Source organism: Peribacillus sp. 05N428 (assembly GCF_056397085.1).
Genome location: NZ_JBFTMS010000028.1, coordinates 26,865 through 43,786 on the forward strand (window position 1 = coordinate 26,865; position 16,922 = coordinate 43,786).

At 40.7% G+C, this 16,922-nt stretch carries 13 protein-coding genes; 5 read left to right on the top strand and 8 right to left on the bottom strand.

Translation table 11 applies throughout. The annotated features are described in order from the left end of the window. Window positions 1-22: 22 nt before the first annotated feature. The 6 genes from AC1DIV_RS21255 to AC1DIV_RS21280 form a co-directional block, all read right to left on the bottom strand. The gene (locus AC1DIV_RS21255; RefSeq protein WP_340877796.1) at window positions 23-3,625 is read right to left on the bottom strand and encodes a CDP-glycerol glycerophosphotransferase family protein; all 3,603 of its coding nucleotides are present in this window, start codon (window positions 3,623-3,625) and stop codon (window positions 23-25) included. A 137-nt stretch (window positions 3,626-3,762) separates the two neighbouring features. Further along, window positions 3,763-4,650, bottom strand: coding sequence for a UTP--glucose-1-phosphate uridylyltransferase GalU (gene galU / locus AC1DIV_RS21260; RefSeq protein ID WP_048690103.1), 888 nt, complete (start codon window positions 4,648-4,650; stop codon window positions 3,763-3,765). A 405-nt stretch (window positions 4,651-5,055) separates the two neighbouring features. Continuing rightward, complete coding sequence (locus AC1DIV_RS21265) at window positions 5,056-5,697, bottom strand: NAD(P)-dependent oxidoreductase (protein ID WP_318292510.1); 642 nt, start codon at window positions 5,695-5,697, stop codon at window positions 5,056-5,058. 143 nt (window positions 5,698-5,840) lie between these two features. Further along, window positions 5,841-6,251 (bottom strand): hypothetical protein, encoded by a 411-nt coding sequence (locus AC1DIV_RS21270; RefSeq protein ID WP_340877798.1) that lies wholly within the window; start codon window positions 6,249-6,251, stop codon window positions 5,841-5,843. Between the two features lie 198 nt (window positions 6,252-6,449). Continuing rightward, the gene (locus tag AC1DIV_RS21275) at window positions 6,450-6,860 is read right to left on the bottom strand and encodes a disulfide oxidoreductase (protein WP_048690108.1); all 411 of its coding nucleotides are present in this window, start codon (window positions 6,858-6,860) and stop codon (window positions 6,450-6,452) included. A gap of 2 nt (window positions 6,861-6,862) precedes the next feature. Then, window positions 6,863-7,555: a DsbA family protein gene (locus AC1DIV_RS21280; protein WP_048690110.1), complete on the bottom strand. Its 693-nt coding sequence runs from the start codon at window positions 7,553-7,555 to the stop codon at window positions 6,863-6,865. A 314-nt stretch (window positions 7,556-7,869) separates the two neighbouring features. Between AC1DIV_RS21280 and AC1DIV_RS21285 the strand changes: the two genes are divergently transcribed. Further along, complete coding sequence (locus AC1DIV_RS21285) at window positions 7,870-8,304, top strand: Rrf2 family transcriptional regulator (protein ID WP_048690112.1); 435 nt, start codon at window positions 7,870-7,872, stop codon at window positions 8,302-8,304. A gap of 45 nt (window positions 8,305-8,349) precedes the next feature. Here the strand turns inward: AC1DIV_RS21285 and AC1DIV_RS21290 are convergent, their stop codons facing one another. After that, complete coding sequence (locus AC1DIV_RS21290) at window positions 8,350-11,445, bottom strand: SH3 domain-containing protein (RefSeq protein WP_477577382.1); 3,096 nt, start codon at window positions 11,443-11,445, stop codon at window positions 8,350-8,352. Between the two features lie 584 nt (window positions 11,446-12,029). Between AC1DIV_RS21290 and AC1DIV_RS21295 the strand changes: the two genes are divergently transcribed. The 4 genes from AC1DIV_RS21295 to AC1DIV_RS21310 all read left to right on the top strand — a co-directional run bounded on the left by AC1DIV_RS21295 (window position 12,030) and on the right by AC1DIV_RS21310 (window position 14,033). Beyond that, a complete protein-coding gene (locus tag AC1DIV_RS21295) occupies window positions 12,030-12,635 on the top strand; it encodes a protein kinase family protein (protein WP_057279117.1) in 606 nt (201 codons plus the stop codon). Window positions 12,636-12,669: 34 nt separating this feature from the next. Then, a complete protein-coding gene (locus AC1DIV_RS21300; RefSeq protein ID WP_034310742.1) occupies window positions 12,670-13,113 on the top strand; it encodes a DUF6376 family protein in 444 nt (147 codons plus the stop codon). Window positions 13,114-13,232: 119 nt separating this feature from the next. Next, window positions 13,233-13,661 carry an SRPBCC family protein gene (locus tag AC1DIV_RS21305; RefSeq protein ID WP_095391274.1) on the top strand — a complete coding sequence of 143 codons (429 nt, stop codon included), beginning with the start codon at window positions 13,233-13,235 and terminating at the stop codon, window positions 13,659-13,661. After that, window positions 13,662-14,033 (top strand): ArsR/SmtB family transcription factor, encoded by a 372-nt coding sequence (locus AC1DIV_RS21310; protein ID WP_264639654.1) that lies wholly within the window; start codon window positions 13,662-13,664, stop codon window positions 14,031-14,033. A 38-nt stretch (window positions 14,034-14,071) separates the two neighbouring features. On the opposite strand, the gene AC1DIV_RS21315 is transcribed toward AC1DIV_RS21310, so the two are convergent. After that, window positions 14,072-16,921 (bottom strand): YhgE/Pip domain-containing protein, encoded by a 2,850-nt coding sequence (locus AC1DIV_RS21315; RefSeq protein WP_340878602.1) that lies wholly within the window; start codon window positions 16,919-16,921, stop codon window positions 14,072-14,074. Between the last annotated feature and the right edge of the window lies 1 nt (window position 16,922).

Here is a 16,922-nt window from a genome sequence, read left to right on the forward strand (position 1 = left end):
CATTATAAGGACCTCCCTCATTTTATAAGCATTTATTGAAGGTTTCCATGGCCAATCCATTATATTGGGTGTAATCAAACTTCGCTAGTTTAGGATTATCATCACTAACCATGGTAGATAAGCCCTTTTCCAGTCCATCTATGCTATTTTCGACAAGTAAACCATATTTACCGTTTTCCAAAACGGTCCGGTTAGCCACTATATCAGTAGCCATGATTTTCATTCCTAAGGTCATTGCCTCCAATAATACCATAGGCTGGCCTTCATAATGTGAGGAAAGAACGAAACAGTCACATTTTTCCATGAACGAAAATGGATTTTCAAGCTGGCCCAAAAGATGAATCGAATGATTTAAGTCCAGCTCATCAATGATTTCCTGCAAATCTTCCTTTAAAGGACCTTGTCCTAAAATATACAGTTTACTATTTTTGTGTTTCCCATGAAAGCCTGCGAATGCACGAATCAAATTATCTTGCCCTTTTTCAGGTGATAACCTTCCCATATTGACAAAGTTAAAATCATTTTTATCAGGATATGGAACGAACTGATCATTCACTTCCAACCCATGGACCTCTTGTACGATTAACGCCTGTTTATCGATCCAGCCTATAGATATCCCGTCCAATGATATATGGGCATACGTACCAAGTTGAGTAACCGCTTCTTTATCGAATTCAACGATCCGGCCATTAAAGGTTGGCCCATTTTCCAAGACCATGGCATCTTGCAGCCCATAAGGCTTATCCCATATATGATAATCGCCTAAGTTAATTTCGGCAGTGCCGCGCACTTCCCGTTCTTTTAACAGGATTGGCTCTTCTATGATTTCGAATGCCCCCGTATTTAACCAGCCTATTTTCTTATTATCGATTTCGAAAAGGTAATAGCCGCCTTTGTTGGTTCTATTATACTTGATGATTCTGACGATTTGCCCTTCAAAATCGATTGCCTTGCTCACTCTTTTAGCCTTGTAGTTCGGATATGCCTTCGTCCAGATTGTATGATCTTCCGGGTTGGTTATTTTACCGTACTTCTGATTACCGGTGTTTATTTCCTTCAGCGTTCTATTCTCGATCTTATCGATGAACTTTTTATTGTTTTTATAGTTTCTCGATATGATATATTTTCTTTTCATCATGATTTGCAGCTTGTCATTATAGCTCATGTCTTCATTGATTGTACAATGTTCAAGCACGGATAAAGCAGAATTATCTATCCAGCCTATGATCTTGTCTTTTACTGATATTCTGCTATAAATCGAATGCTGGGTTTTTGCTTCCCTATCGACTTTTACAATGATCCCTTTAAAATCATGACTGCCGGAAACTTTGTATGTTCCTTCAACTTTATACGGCAAGGACCAAATATAGTTCGATCGAGGTCTTACTAACCTTGCAATTTTATCCACTTCTTTTTCATAAATAATGCTGTCTGGCAGAAGCTCCACAGCTTCTTCACTAATCCAGCCTATTATTTGATTGTCATGACTGAATTTATAAAAAGTCTTTTGATCAGCATAGGTTTTCCTCGAAATCACGATTTCAGCACCTTCAAATCGTTCTTCCAATGGAAATTGAGCGGCATTCGAAATTCCCGGAAGGGTATTCCAAACAGGATTATCCTTGACATCCCTTAAAATCGCCCTCGCTTTGAAGTTTTCTGTGATCATCGCCTTTTCATCATTTTCACTACCTTCAGGCTCATTTGACTCGATTTGAAGGATTTTATCTGGGTTGATGGAATTCATTACATAATCAAATTTATCGAAGTCTGCATACTCCAATAGATTCTTTCGGTTTAATTCCATCGTTCCCTCAGACACGCTTACCAGTTTATCAAATCGATTGTATACCGAAAAAATCCCTCTTAGATTAATCCGGTGAGGTCTCTTTCCGTTAATGATGCGTTCACTATCAGAAAGCAAATCATTATGCATATAACAAACTTTCTTTTTTGCATCCGCCGCCAGCAGATATTTAGCCCAATAATGGCTATAACCACTAAAATCGATAACAAAATCAAACTTTGTTTTGCCGAATAAACGTGCATGCTCTCTAATATAGGCATTTTCCGGGTAAAGCTTCTTCCCTAAGAAACCTCTTTCCCCTCTGTTATGGATGAATTTATCTTTATAGACTTCCAATATGTTATAAACAGGCAAGCCAGGTTTGAATAGAAAACGCACATTCTTATTAACCTTGCCCATATTTTTCAAAACCTCGTATGAGTGAGGAGTCGCCGTGAAACAGCTGACATCATATTTATCATAATCAATATTATTCATTAAGTTAAGGAAAGAAGATGTAATCCCGTTATCCCTCAAACCGCCCGGATAAATTAATATTTTTTCCTTTGCCGAATCCAGCCCTGTAATTGTGTTTAGTTGTTTCGTAGACTTATTGAATATATTTTTGACTATTCTCTCTGTTACTTTTCCATCCTCATGGTTCGTGAACTTTTCCTGCATTTTTTTATATTTATCGGAATATCTCAATTCCACATCTTTAATATCTTTAATGGCTAGCGCCAATTCTTTTGAGTTAAAAAGCATGGGTCCCGGAAGTTCGTCATTTTGGAGATATTGTCCCCTTTGCTCTGCATAAACGTCCGTATCCCAAGTGTAAAATAGAATGGGCTTATCCGTAACAAGGTAATCAAAGAAAATGCTGGAATAATCCGTGATAAGCAAATCGACTGCAGCAAGCAATTCATTTGTATCCACATGGTCTGGTATTAGCCGATCCTTGATTTCCGAATGCTTGGCCGCTTCTTTATATAGAAATGGATGTACCTTAATTAATAGGTTATATTGTTCACCGATTTGACTTTGTAAATAATGAATATCTGCAATGATTTGAAGAAGATCATTATCCACCTTGGCAAGGTTCGTCCCCTTCCAAGTCGGGGCATATAAAATATTTTCCTTAGCATCACTGATTTTCAACCCCAGGGTCCTTAAATAATCCTTATACTCCCCCGGATTCGTATTCAGCGTCAAATCGATTCTCGGATATCCTTCTTCTATTATTTCACCTTTATACAATCCATTTAACTTATAGCTATGTGTAAATATGTTGGTAGTATGGGCATTAGGGCTCAAAATGAAATCTGCACTCAAGAAGTTCCTGACAACGTTTTGAGAGACCGAAGGGTTACCGGGTATATCAAAGCCCATATTCTTAAGGGGCGTTCCATGCCAGGTATTGATGTAAATCTGATCGCTTTTAGGGATGAAGAAAGACTGGAATGTGGAATTATTGATTAAATACTCACTTGTTGCCAACCACTTTAAATATTCCTTTGAATTACGTTGAACAAATTGAACATTCGGCATATCCTTATACTTCGCCATTACACCTGAGAGGACACTGAAATCCTGGATTGACCAAATGTGCATAAAATCTTGGTAGTCCTGATTTTCCAGCATATATTTAAACATCGCGTATGGACTGTCGGTCATACTGTTTCCATCACGGCTCTCATATAGAATGGTGTTTTTTTGAATGCTTAATTTCTCATAATACTTTGCATATCTATTTACACGCTGATGATTTTCCTTTAATAGGAAATTAACGATAGGCTGTTTAAGGAAATCGACTTTTCTTTTTATTACCTTCTTATTCACTAAATAGGCATCCCCTTTTATGGATTTATATTCACCATTCAAAATTATGTTTGCATTTCAGTAACCAAAAATAACAACTATGAATGATCAATAGTTGGAGATTTTTTCTAAACTAATTACTCTATTCATTTAAAAGATCACTTATCCACTGCCTTGTGCATTTCGAGGATATTTTCCATTACTTTTAAAATGTCGTCTCTTAAATCGGGACGTTGCAGGGCAAATTCAATTGTCGTTTTCACAAAGCCATCGACAACTCCGACATCATAGCGTTTCCCTTCAAAATCATAAGCGAAGACACTTTGGATTTCATTCAGTTTTTGGATGGCATCCGTTAACTGGATTTCACCGCCAGCCCCTGTTTCCTGCTTGGCCAGGAAGTCGAATATTTCCGGAGTCAGTATGTATCTTCCCATTATGGCTAAGTTGGATGGTGCCGTTCCTTGTTTTGGTTTTTCGACGAAACGGTTCACTTCGTATCTCCTGCCCTCTTGCGTAAGCGGGTCGATGATGCCATATCTATGTGTTTCACTCTCATTCACCGGCTGCACACCAATGATGGACGAACCTGTCGCATCATATTCGTTGATCAATTGACGCAGGGAGGGCACATCGCTTTCCACGATATCATCGCCTAAAAGGACGGCAAATGGCTCATCACCAATAAAGTTACGTGCACACCAAACAGCATGTCCGAGGCCTCTCGGTTCTTTTTGCCTAATGTAATGGATATTAGCCAAATTGGATGGGTATCTCACCTTCTCCAATAAATCGAATTTCCCTTTTTCAATCAAGTTATTCTCTAGTTCGTACGCATTATCAAAATGATCTTCTATCGCTCGTTTATTCTTTCCTGTGACAATGATTATATCTTCAATTCCCGCTTTCACGGCTTCTTCTATAATATATTGTATAGTTGGTTTATCGACTATTGGCAGCATTTCTTTAGGCATAGCCTTCGTTGCGGGCAAGAATCTGGTTCCCAATCCCGCTGCAGGTATAATCGCCTTTTTAACTTTTTTCATTCATTGTAACTCCTTCATATTAGGATAAATCAACAAAACTCTCCAAATTTTTCTGAATCATCCTTTTTATAGTAACATAGACTCGTTTTTTGTAAATATATTAACAGAAAAAATTCCTTCATTTGTAAGCGCAACCAAAATATTTAAGGCCTTTCCCCGATTCTTAAGGAAAAGGCCTTATTTTCTTACATACAGCTCATAGATCTAAAGACTTATCAATTATTGATCATCTCACCTGCTTCAATTTCTATTACTCGGCTTCTTCCCTATCGGTGCCCACCGTCGGCTCTTTGATCCTCATCAGCGATGAAATATACATCAACGGTCTTCCTTGGCGAGCCTGCGCCGATTCAGAAGTTTCTATCGTAAAAAAAAACGTCACCCCAGAGGAGAGACGTCACTAAATTATTCAGCTTCGGCAACAACGGTAAAGCGCTGGTTGATGTGCTGCGGATTTTCAATTTCATCAAGTACTGCAAGGGCAAAATCGGCATAACTTACATAGCTTTCGCCCTTTGAGTTTACAAGAAGGTTGTCTTTACCCAGTTTATACCCACCTGTTCTATTTCCTTCCGGATCAAAGAAGGCGGAAGGACTGATGAACGTCCATTGGATGTCAGTGGCGTTTTGCAGATCTCCAAGGTTCTTGGATTGATTATACGCTGTTGCAAAATATTCTTTAGGAAAATCAGGCGTATCCAGGACACGGATCGTTTTTGCTTCGTCAACAAAAAGACTTCCAGCTCCGCCAACAACGATAAGTTTCGTTTGTGGAGCCCCTTTCATTGCTTCAATCAAGATTTTTCCTGCATCCACATGCAGATGTTCTTTCCCCGGAGCAGCGCCAAACGCATTCACTACAACATCGAATTCTTTAATATCTTCTGCTTTCAAATCGAATACGTCTTTTTCCAGTACGGAAGCTCCTTGAATTTGGACTTTAGCTTCATCCCTGACAATGGCCGTAACTTCATGTCCCCTAGTCAATGCTTCCTTTAAAATCAGACTTCCAGCTTTTCCGCTCGCACCAATAATACCGATTTTCATTTTACATTCCTCCTATATATTGTTTTGAAATATTAGTTGTAACTAAATTACTTACATGTAACAATATAAGTTACAAGTTAACGTTTTGTCAACTTTATTATTTAGAGGTGTTTCGTCGATATAATCCGATTTTCGATCATATATTACTGATTTTCGTCGATATAAATCAGATTTCGATCATATATTGCTAATTTCCGAAGATATATCCTGATTTTCGATGATATATCCTGTTTTTCGCCGATATAATCCGCAGTTTCGTCGATATATTGCAATTTTCGATGATATATCCGCAGCTTCGTCGATATATTGCAATTTTCGAAGATATATCCTGATTTTCCGCTGATATATTGCTGATTTTCGTCGATATAGTCCGATTTTTGATGATATATCCGCAGCTTCGTCATATATTGCTGATTTTCGTCGATATAATCCGATTTTCGATCATATATTGCTATTTTCGGAGATATATCCTGATTCTCGATGATATATCCTGTTTTTCGCCGATATAATCCGATTTTCGTTGATATATCCGCAGTTTCGTCGATATATTGCAATTTTCGGAGATATATCCTGATTTTCGATGATATATTGCTGATTTTCGTCGATATAATCCGATTTTTGATGATATATCCTGATTTTCCGCTGATATATTGCTGATTTTCGTCGATATAGTCCGATTTTTGATGGTATATCCTGATTTTTCATCCGATATATATAAAAACGCACCATTCCTTTTAGAATGGTGCGCTTGATTACATGCTGATTTTCTTTTTCATTAGCAGTGCCATGCAGATTGTGATGAGCGTAAAGGCGATGAAGGACAAAAACGGGATCGTGATGAATCCTAGCCAATTTATATACTCACCTGAGCAGGGAACCCCGCTTTGGCACATTTCGAAATGCTGTAGTGCTGGAATTTTTTGCAGACTATAGTGATACCCTGACACCGCCATGCCCAAAATTGATAATGGGAGGATGTATCGATAGATTTTCAGGTCCTGTTCATAAAAGGCCCGGCCCAATAAGATGACGAGCGGGTACATCAGGATCCTTTGGTACCAACAAAAGGTGCAGGGTACATAATGGAGAATCTCACTAAAGTAGAGACTTCCGGCAGTGGCGATGATGGACAGGATCCAAGAAAGTAATAGTGGCTTGTTCATCACTATTTCTCCTTCGCTGCATCATCAACCATTTTCACTAAATCATCGATTGTATTTCCTTCAAACTTCTTGCCATTGACGAATAAGGAAGGTGTTCCAGTAACACCTAATTCGTCGGCCAACTCCATATCCTTGTTCCATTGGTCCTCGGACTTTTTGGCTTTAAAAGAGGTAACGACTTTTTTAACTTCTTTGTCATTTGCGATTTCTTTCAATGTTTCTTCTAAGAATTTGTCCGTAAAGACATCTTGCTTTTCATATTTCAGGTCAGCTGGCTGCTTATCGAACAAAAGCTCATGAAATTCCCAAAAAGTCTCATTGCCTAATTCCTGATAAACACTTTCCGCAAATTTAGCGGATCTGGTTGAATCGACGTTAATGAACGAATAATTCATGAAATAAAATTGCGCTTTTCCTGTATCAATCAATTCACTTTGTATAGAAGGGAAGAATTGCTCCTCGAATGTCTTACAGACTGGACATTTATAATCCCCAAATTCCACTATTTGGACAGGAGCCGATTTTTCTCCCAAATAAGGTTGTGATTTATAATCGATTTCATTAACGGCTGTATCTTCGTCTTTTTTCCCATTTGCTAAAAATATAAAGCCAATAATGATTACAGCGATTAACCCGATGATCCAAAACGTGAATGCTGAAGATTGTTTTTGATTACCCTTTTTTTTATTAGCCATCATATACCTCCATCACTTGTAGTTGTGTCGATATTTCTTATCCAGCCATGGCGGCCGATTTCAGTTCCCCCTTTCCTGCACCTTTCACCTGTAACTGATTCATTTACACGTTATAATATAAGTTTCACCATGCTTGTTTGTCAATTACACATACCTTTTATTTTTGCCTTTGCAGCAACGGCGTGACTTGACAAGGAAACGGTTAATGGATAAATATTATTCTTGCAGGTCATTATAACTTGTAACCACTTGAATTACATGTTAAATAATTTATACTATATAGGAATAGAGATTTTAAAGGAGAGAAAAAAGAGATGTCCATCAGTACCCGCTTTTCCGTAGGAATCCATATATTATCTCTTTTAGAAATAAACAAAGAAGGCGTTAACACTTCCGATTTTATTGCCAAAAGTGTAAACACCAACCCAGCCTTAATCAGAAAAATCACTGGCATGCTGAAGAATGCAGGTTTAGTGAATGTTCGGCCGGGTATCGCCGGAGCGACATTGGCCAAGGAATTGTCGGATATCACTTTGCTCGATGTTTATCACGCTGTCAACGTTGTCTCCGATAAAGAATTATTTGGAATTCATGAAAATCCTAATCCAGCATGCACTGTTGGAAGAAATATACAAGATACAATAGAACCCATCTTTTCCGTTGCTGAACTTGCCTTGGAAAAGGCGTTGGGAGTGGTGACGATCGAGGATGTCGTCAAGGGGATTCTGGAAAAGGATAAAACTGAGTAGCAAAAAAAACACATGAGCCGGACTCATGTGTTTTTTTCCGTTTCCTTATTTATACTTAGGAACCTCAATCGTCAATTTATATGAATCTAATAAACTATATAAATTATAAATCTGTTTCACTTGTTTTGTTGCCCAGCCAATATCAGTTGCATACTGGTGTGATGCATATCCATATTTCTCTGCAGCTGTAGGATTCCACCTCATTTTATAAAGCGTGTCCTGTCCAGCAGAGATATATCCTTTGGCGATGAATTCAGCACCGCCTATGATGGCCGCTTCCGGGGTGAACCAGCCCGCATTATAGGCGTATTGAGCGCCGCTGCTTAGCGCCGTTCCGTCAAACGCCCCGACTCCATACATATTATAGACCGTTTTCCCGTTCACCTTTACGCCAGTCGCTAATGGTGAGGTGCCATTCCCGGTCTCCAGCAAAGCATGTGAAATCAGGTAGATTTCATTGACCCCGTATTTTTCCCCTGCCGCAGTGAAGGTTGCCGCTTTGCCTTGTAGTATCCCTTTACCTGAAAGGATTCTATTATTCACTTCAGAAACGTTCATGTTGGTGACTTGGGAGAGCTTGACGAATTGGAATGAATGGACTGGATCATTCACGAAATTATTTGGGTTAAGATTATATTCTATATCTTCCGGACTGGCATTTACCCATGTCTTGTTATAGTCCACCTCATACCAATAATATCCGTCAGAGCCCCTTACTTTTGATTTAATAGTCAATGATTGATTATTGCTTACAGGACCGAATGCCCAATAATTCGATCCAGCTCCGCTCCTGACACGCCATCCGGTTCCTTTAACGGTACCTTTTGTTGAATTGATTAAAGTTAATCCATCTTCACGTATGTAGGTTTTATACTTCTTATCCGTCTGACCGTTTACGGCCATTTGAATTTCAACCATCTTTTCCATCGTAAGATTATACTCTTTATCGATCCTGATTATCGATCCATTCGAGCTTCCCGGACCTTCCGGTGCTTTGGCCGTTAAATATTGCGTACTGACATATCCGGTTTTTCCATTGGCCGTGACTCTTGACCAGCCATTAGACTCTGAATACACCGTTACGGCCGTATTATTTACAAGCTTGGCTATAATTGAAGCGGAAGCCGATGCTGCAGACCGCATATTCAGACTCGAGCCATCACTTACGTTTACATATTTAACTAATGTGTTTGCTTCTCCATCTGGATTCAGTCCCGGTACAGAACCTGGCTTCGTTGCTGATAGATATTTCGTACTGACATAACCTTCTCCGCCATACGCTTTAATTTTTGACCAGCCATTTGATTCCGAGATGACTTCCACCTCTACACCCCTTGCCAGTTTCACAATGACGGAAGCACTATCCGACGGCTTATTCCGCATATTAAGTGAACCCGAGCTGACATTTACATATTTGGTTGTCGTTTTTTCAGGTATGGATGGTTTGGAGTCCGTTCCAGGCTTTATCGTCGATAGATAGTCAGTACTGACATACCCATCCTTCCCATTTGCCTTGATTTTCGCCCAGCCTTTGGATTCCGAATAGACCGTCACTTCCGTTCCTTTTGACAGTTTTGCGACTATGCTCGCGCTTTCCGACCCGCTTTTTCTCATATTGAGCGTTCCAGAGCTTACGTTTACATATTTCGTCGTCGTTTTTTCAGGCGTGACTGATCCCGTTCCTGGTTTTGATGTCGATAGATATTTGGTACTGACATGGCCGTCTTTTCCATTGGCTTTGATCTTCGCCCAGCCTTTGGATTCCGAATACACCGTCACTTTCGTTCCTTTTGACAGCTTTGCGACTATGCTCGCGCTTTCCGATCCGCTTTTTCTCATATTGAGCGTTCCAGAGCTCACGTTTACATATTTCGTCGTCGTTTTTTCAGGCGTGACTGCCGTTGATCCCGTTCCTGGCTTTGTAGCAGATAGATATTTCGTGCTGACATATCCGTCCTTTCCATTGGCTTTGACTTTCGCCCAGCCATTGGATTCCGAATACACCGTCACTTTCGTTCCTTTTGAAAGGATGGCGACTATGCTTGCGGTAGCTTTTCCACTTTTTCGCATATTGAGTGATCCCGTGCTCACGTTTACATATTTCGTCGTCGTTTTTACAGGCGTGGCTGCCGTTGATCCCGATCCCGGCTTAGAAGCAGACAGATATTTGGTGTTGACATATCCATCCTTTCCATTGGCTTTGATTTTCGCCCAGCCATTTGATTCCGAGTACACCGTCACTTTCGTCCCTTTTGAAAGGATGGCAACTATGCTTGCGGTAGCTTTTCCGCTTTTTCGCATATTGAGTGATCCCGTGCTCACATTCACATATTTCGTTGTCGTTTTACCCGTTGCCGCAGCTTTGGTCACGGTTCCAGGCTTCGTGGCCGATAGATACTTCGTGCTGACATATCCATCCTTTCCATTGGCTTTGATTTTCGCCCAGCCTTTGGATTCCGAATAGACCGTTACCTGTGTGCCTCTTGTCAGCTTTGCGACTATGCTGGCACTATCACTCCCGCTTTTTCGCATATTAAGTAAACCTGTGCTCACATTCACATATTTCGTTGTCGTTTTAACGGTTGCCGCAGCTTTGGTCACTGTTCCAGGCTTCGTTGCCGATAGATACTTCGTGCTGACATATCCTTCTTTTCCATTGGCCTTGACCTTAGCCCAGCCTTTGGATTCCGAATACACCGTCACCTGTGTGCCCCTTGTCAGCTTTGCGACTATGCTGGCACTATCACTCCCGCTTTTTCGCATATTAAGTGAACCTGTGCTCACATTCACATATTTCGTTGTCGTTTTAATGGTCACTGCCGTTTTCGTTAAAGTCCCTGGCTTCGTTGCCGATAAATACTTGGTACTGACATATCCTTCTTTTCCATTGGCTTTGATCTTCGCCCAGCCTTTGGATTCCGAATACACCGTCACCTGTGTGCCATTTGCGAGCTTTGCGACTACGCTGGAACCTTCCGCCCCGGTTTTTCTCATATTGAGTGATCCGGAATTCACCTGCACAAACATGACGTCTTCAATATTGGCCTGTTCGGCATGTAGTGGAGCTGCAGATATTTTTTCTTCGAAAGCAACTGTAGACAACACTGCAAAACAGAAAGTTGGTATAATTAATTTCTTCATCTCATTCTCCCTACTAAAGAATTATATTTTTAACATTTATTTAAATATCGGTTAAAATTAGTATGATAATATAGGTAAATATGCTCATTCGTCTAAAATATAACATATTCCTTTAGATCTATAGGGAGATAAAAGTGATTGTAACATAATAGTAAAATAATAGACATTTAAGTAATTATATAGAAACATTTGCAATGAAGCTTATGCGACAGGCAAATGATGACCATTAAGTATATTGATATAATTACTTACCACTCAAATTAATGCTAATGAGACGAGCATCTTTCTGCCTAAATCGAATATATATAAAGGGTAGGCACGCGATCCTTATATTTGACGGATCGAGGCAATAACCTATATAATTACTGTATATAACTTATAAGAATCCTTCTGTTAAGGGGAGTAGCTATACAATAAAGTCGTCAGTACAGGATTGAATCCTCGGCTTTATTGGCAACTGATTTTAGTTGTTTGCAAGACCTTGCCGATTATTTGGTGAGGTCTTTTAATTTAAGACGGTATGACCAATAATCGGTTATACCGTCTTTTTTGATTCGAAAAATTGCACAATAGAGGTGAAAAGTATGCAGAACTATAATGAATTAGCTCAAAGCGTTAAGATTTCCGATGATAAAAAGCATGTATTGCTCGATGCCGACCCATCTTTATCACTGATCGGAAAAGGCCGAAGCGCATATGTTTTCCGAATACATTCCACCAATAAGGCACTAAAAGTGTTTTTCCCGGATCATACTCATACAGCTAAAGTTGAAGCTGAAATATACAAAACCGTCCAATCCATCGAATACTATCCAACCCTTTATGATGCGGGGGTAAATTACCTGGTTATAGATCACATTGAAGGCAACACTCTTTTTGAATGTTTAACATTGGGGATCCCGATTACGGAAGAAAACATTGCGGAGATAGACCATGCGCTGCAATTGGCAAGGAAAGAGGGATTGAATCCTTCGGATATCCACTTGCGAAACATCTTCATCACTTCTGAAAAAAAGGTGAAGATCATTGACGTTGCAAGGTTTAAGCAAGTGAAATCCTGCAATCAGTGGCACGACTTGAAAAGTGCTTTTCACCTTTTCTATTCGAAGTCGTTTTTTCCGAAGAAGATTCCCAGCTTCATACTGAATTCCATTGCAGCAATTTATAAAAAAAGATTTCTGCCCATCTGATCCTTACTATAAAAAAATCACATTGGAGGCACATATGAAAAAAATAATGACCATTGCTCTGCTGTCCATCCTTACATTAAGCGGATGTTCAGCATTAGAAGAAGTCAATTCATCATTGGAGTATGCAGATGATGCGACGGAGTATGTAAATACCGTTCAGGATTTTGCCAATGAGGTTCCCGCCATGTCACAGGACGCCATCACGAATGCCGAAACAAGGGCAAATCTTGAAAAAGAACTGGAATTGATGAAAACGGAGATTGAAGAATTCAATGCAACTGAACCACCCAAAATCGCTGAAGGCATCCATGAGAAGATCGTCAGTTCAAATCAACAGCTTTCAGATGGAATTGAATTATATCTGAATAATATTGAAAAGGGCCAAATTGATCCTAAGGCATTGGAAGATTCAGAGATAATGAAATCAATCGATAATATAACGGGATTGGCAAAACAAATCGAAGAGTTGGGAAATTAATCCTCCTGCAATGAATAAAAAGGAATCGCTTGAAACAAATTATTGACATGAAACCAAAAGGTTTTATATAATCGACAAAGCAAAACCAATTGGTTTCATATTTTCACTTACAAAGGAGAATCAGTATGGAAAATACATTACAGGATATCAAGAAGACGGTTATTCTTGAAGCACCTATCCAAAAAGTTTGGGATACAGTTTCCACTGCAGAGGGCATAGCTTCATGGTTCATGCCAAATGATTTTCAACCGAAAGTGGGACATGAGTTCCATGTGCAATCACCCTTCGGCCCATCTCCTTGTAAGGTAACGGAGTTAGATGCTCCTCATCGTCTTTCATTCAGTTGGGATACGGACGGTTGGTTCATTTCCTTCCTTTTAAAAGAAGTGGATGGCAAAACGGAGTTCACCCTTATTCATGGCGGCTGGAAAGAGCCTGATACGATTCTTACGAAACCGAACGAAAAAAGCTCAGTGATTCGCGATAGAATGAATCATGGCTGGGAACAAATCGTTAATCAAGGTCTTAAAAAGGCTGTTGAGGGCTAAGTGTCTGCTTCAGAAAAACATGATGTATTCCAGGCTATCGCCGACCCAACCCGCCGAAAGGTCCTGCAATTGCTTGCTGAAGGGGATTTACCCATTTCAGAAATCACTTCTCACTTTTCCATGAGCCGTACGGCGATTGCCAAGCATCTTCATATCCTTTCTGAAGCTGAATTGGTCAGTGGCCGGAAGGTAGGAAGAGAGAAACGCTTTCGGCTTCAGCCGGAACCTTTAGCGGAATTGAAACAGTGGCTTTCTTTTTACGATCAATTCTGGGATAACAAATTATCCATCCTTAAACATGTGATTGAAAATTCAGGGGAAAATGGATTGAAAGTCATCGAAAAAGAAAAGGACACGAATGAACCAACATAATGAAAAAACCCCCGGCGCATTGCACCGGGGGTTTTTGTTTATGCATTCATCTCAATATTATGTGCTTTACGCTTCTTGATGACCATCGTTAGCAATAGCAGCAGATTAAAGACAATGATGCATCCAGTAAGGAACACTATACTTGCTGTCAATGCATCCGCCCCAAGGCTCGTACTCATCGCCTGGCGGAAGCCCATGACAGAGTATGTCATCGGAATGAACGGGTGAACATGACTGAAGAAGTTATTGGTCAGTTCCACAGGGAACATTCCTCCGCTTGCACCTAGCTGTAATACAAGGAATATCATCGCCAATAAACGACCTGGATTTCCAAATCCTACGGTCAAGAAGGTAACGATGAACATGAACGTAAGGGAAGTCAGGATGGAAACCCCAATGAATTGCCCCATATTCTCGACCTGTAAATCCATTCCCCAAATCATGATCGCATCCAACACTAATGCAGAAAGCGTCGCTTGGATGAATAGGACCGTAAATTTACTGAACCACCATGCCACTCCTGATGTAGGCCTGGTAGAAGGCAAGCCTGTCGGGAATCCCATATTGAAGGCAATGGCTCCAACAAATAACCCAAGAGACAATACATAAGGAGCCAGTGCATGACCATAATTCGGCACGTCACTGCTTTTTTGTTCTTTGACCTGTGTCGGTTCAGCAATCATGCTGTAATTATCATCGGTTGTTTTATTTTCACTAATTTCTTCTGCACCATCACTGAGTTTTTCCGAAAGCTCGACCGATCCATCTTGAAGTGAGGAGATTCCCTCACCCAATTTACCGGAACCTTCAGCAAGGGCTGATGAACCTTCATTGATCTTACCCGCGCCATCAGCAAGCTGGATGACTCCATTGCTCAAAGTAGGCAGATTGCCTGCCAATTGTTCAGTGCCTTTAACAAGTGCTGATGAGCCCTCGTTCAAGGCCGCTGAGTTGGCATCCAGTTGATTGGCCCCATTAGCCAATTTGCTTGCCCCTTCGCCAACTTGGCTAACACCGAATGCGTACTTCTCAAGACCATTCCCAAAGGAGGATGAACCTGCTTGCAGTTGTGAAACTCCATCAACCAACTGACCAGATCCCTCAGTTAGTTTTGAAAGGCCATTATTTAACGAGGAACCGCCTTGTGCTAACTGGTTGATCCCCTTCACTAATTCTGGTGTCCGTTCATTTAAACTTTGCGTTGCCGCCGTTAATTGATTGCTGCCTTCTACAGCTTCATTCAAGCCGCCATTTAATTGGGTCGCACCAGGAATCAATTGTTCTTCCAGTGCGTTCCTTATTGCCGTATATCCGCTTAACGCTGAAACGGCGTTAGGATTGACTTTATTCACCGCATTATTTAAATTGGCCACTTGTTCCGGAAGCTGGCCTAATCCATTCAATACAGGCATTACCTTATCCGTTAATTGTGTTGATAAGTCTGAAACACTTGCAGCAAGAGCCGATGCGATTCGTTTTTGTGCCTCCGCCTGGCTTTGAAGTTCATTTTGAATGGCTCCGATTACTTCTGATTGCTGTTCACTGGTCATGCTTTTGAAGGCTTCCGTGTTTTGAACGGCATTGATCGTGCTCTGACCATTATTCGCAATCGTTGATTGAAGTTCCGTTAACGCCGCTTGACTGTTATTGAGGTCTTCGGTAATGCCGGATACGGTACCGGACGCGCTGCTTCCTGCTGGAACCGCTTCTTGCAATTGATTTACACCGCTTTGAATGCTTGTCAGTCCTTGCTTAAGCTGATTCAGCTGTTCTTCTGCGGGCAATTGGCCATCCATTTTTTTCAGGCCGTCATTTAGCGCCTGGCTTCCTCCTGCCAGTTTATTGATTCCCTCATTTAAACTCTGCTGACCTGCTGCCAATTTTGGAATTCCTGTCGATTGATCCGTCAGCTGGCTTGCATTTTGTGATAATTGATTCAACCCATCATTCAAATTCGCACTGCCTGTTTGCGCTTGTGCCAATCCAGTATTTAAAGTTTGCGCTCCTGGAACCACTTTGGCCAGCCCAGTGGAAAGCTGGGAAGAACCTTGTATAAGTGCTTCACTATTATTAGTTAATTCCCCTGTGCCTGATGCGAGTTCGTTCGCACCCTTTTGCAACTGACCGACACCGGAAGTATATTGTGAAATACCCTTATTCAATTCCGACGCGCCACTTTCAAGCTTGTTGGCTCCTTCCATAAACTCGCCAACGCCAATTTGGAGTTTATTCGCTCCATCTTTAAAAGTTAATGTACTCGAAGCTAACTTATTCAGATTTTCCGTCACTTCTTTGTTTCCATCATGCAGTTTTTTTGCGCCGTCATCCAGCTTTGATGCACCATCTGCCGCATCGCCGAATCCTTCTCCGATTTCATCCAGTTGGGAGAAGATCGCTTCCGCATATTCTTTTGTGACACTTTCGGCAATTTCCGTTTTCAAATTATTCGTTGCCTGTTTCCCGACCGTTTCAGAAACGAAACTGCGTCCAGGATTCACATCATACGTCAGATTCATTTTTTTAGGCTCATCATCCATGACGGTAGAAGCATTTTTTGAAAAGTCCTCCGGAATGGTGACGACCATATAATATGTACCATCATCGAACCCTTTTTTCGCCGCTTTTTCCGTTACGAAATGCCATTCTAAATCATCATTGTCCTTTAATTGCTCGACTAGCTCATTACCGACTGTTAAGGTTTTCCCCTCATATTCCGCCTTTACATCCTTATTCACGACCGCAACAGGCAATTTGCCTGTATTTCCGTATGGATTCCAAGCGGAACTAAGGAATAACCCCCCATAAATAATCGGGACGAACAGTAAAACGATTGCGACACCGACCAGTTTTCGATTTGTAAGGAAAAGCTTCCATTCTTGTTTAAGCATA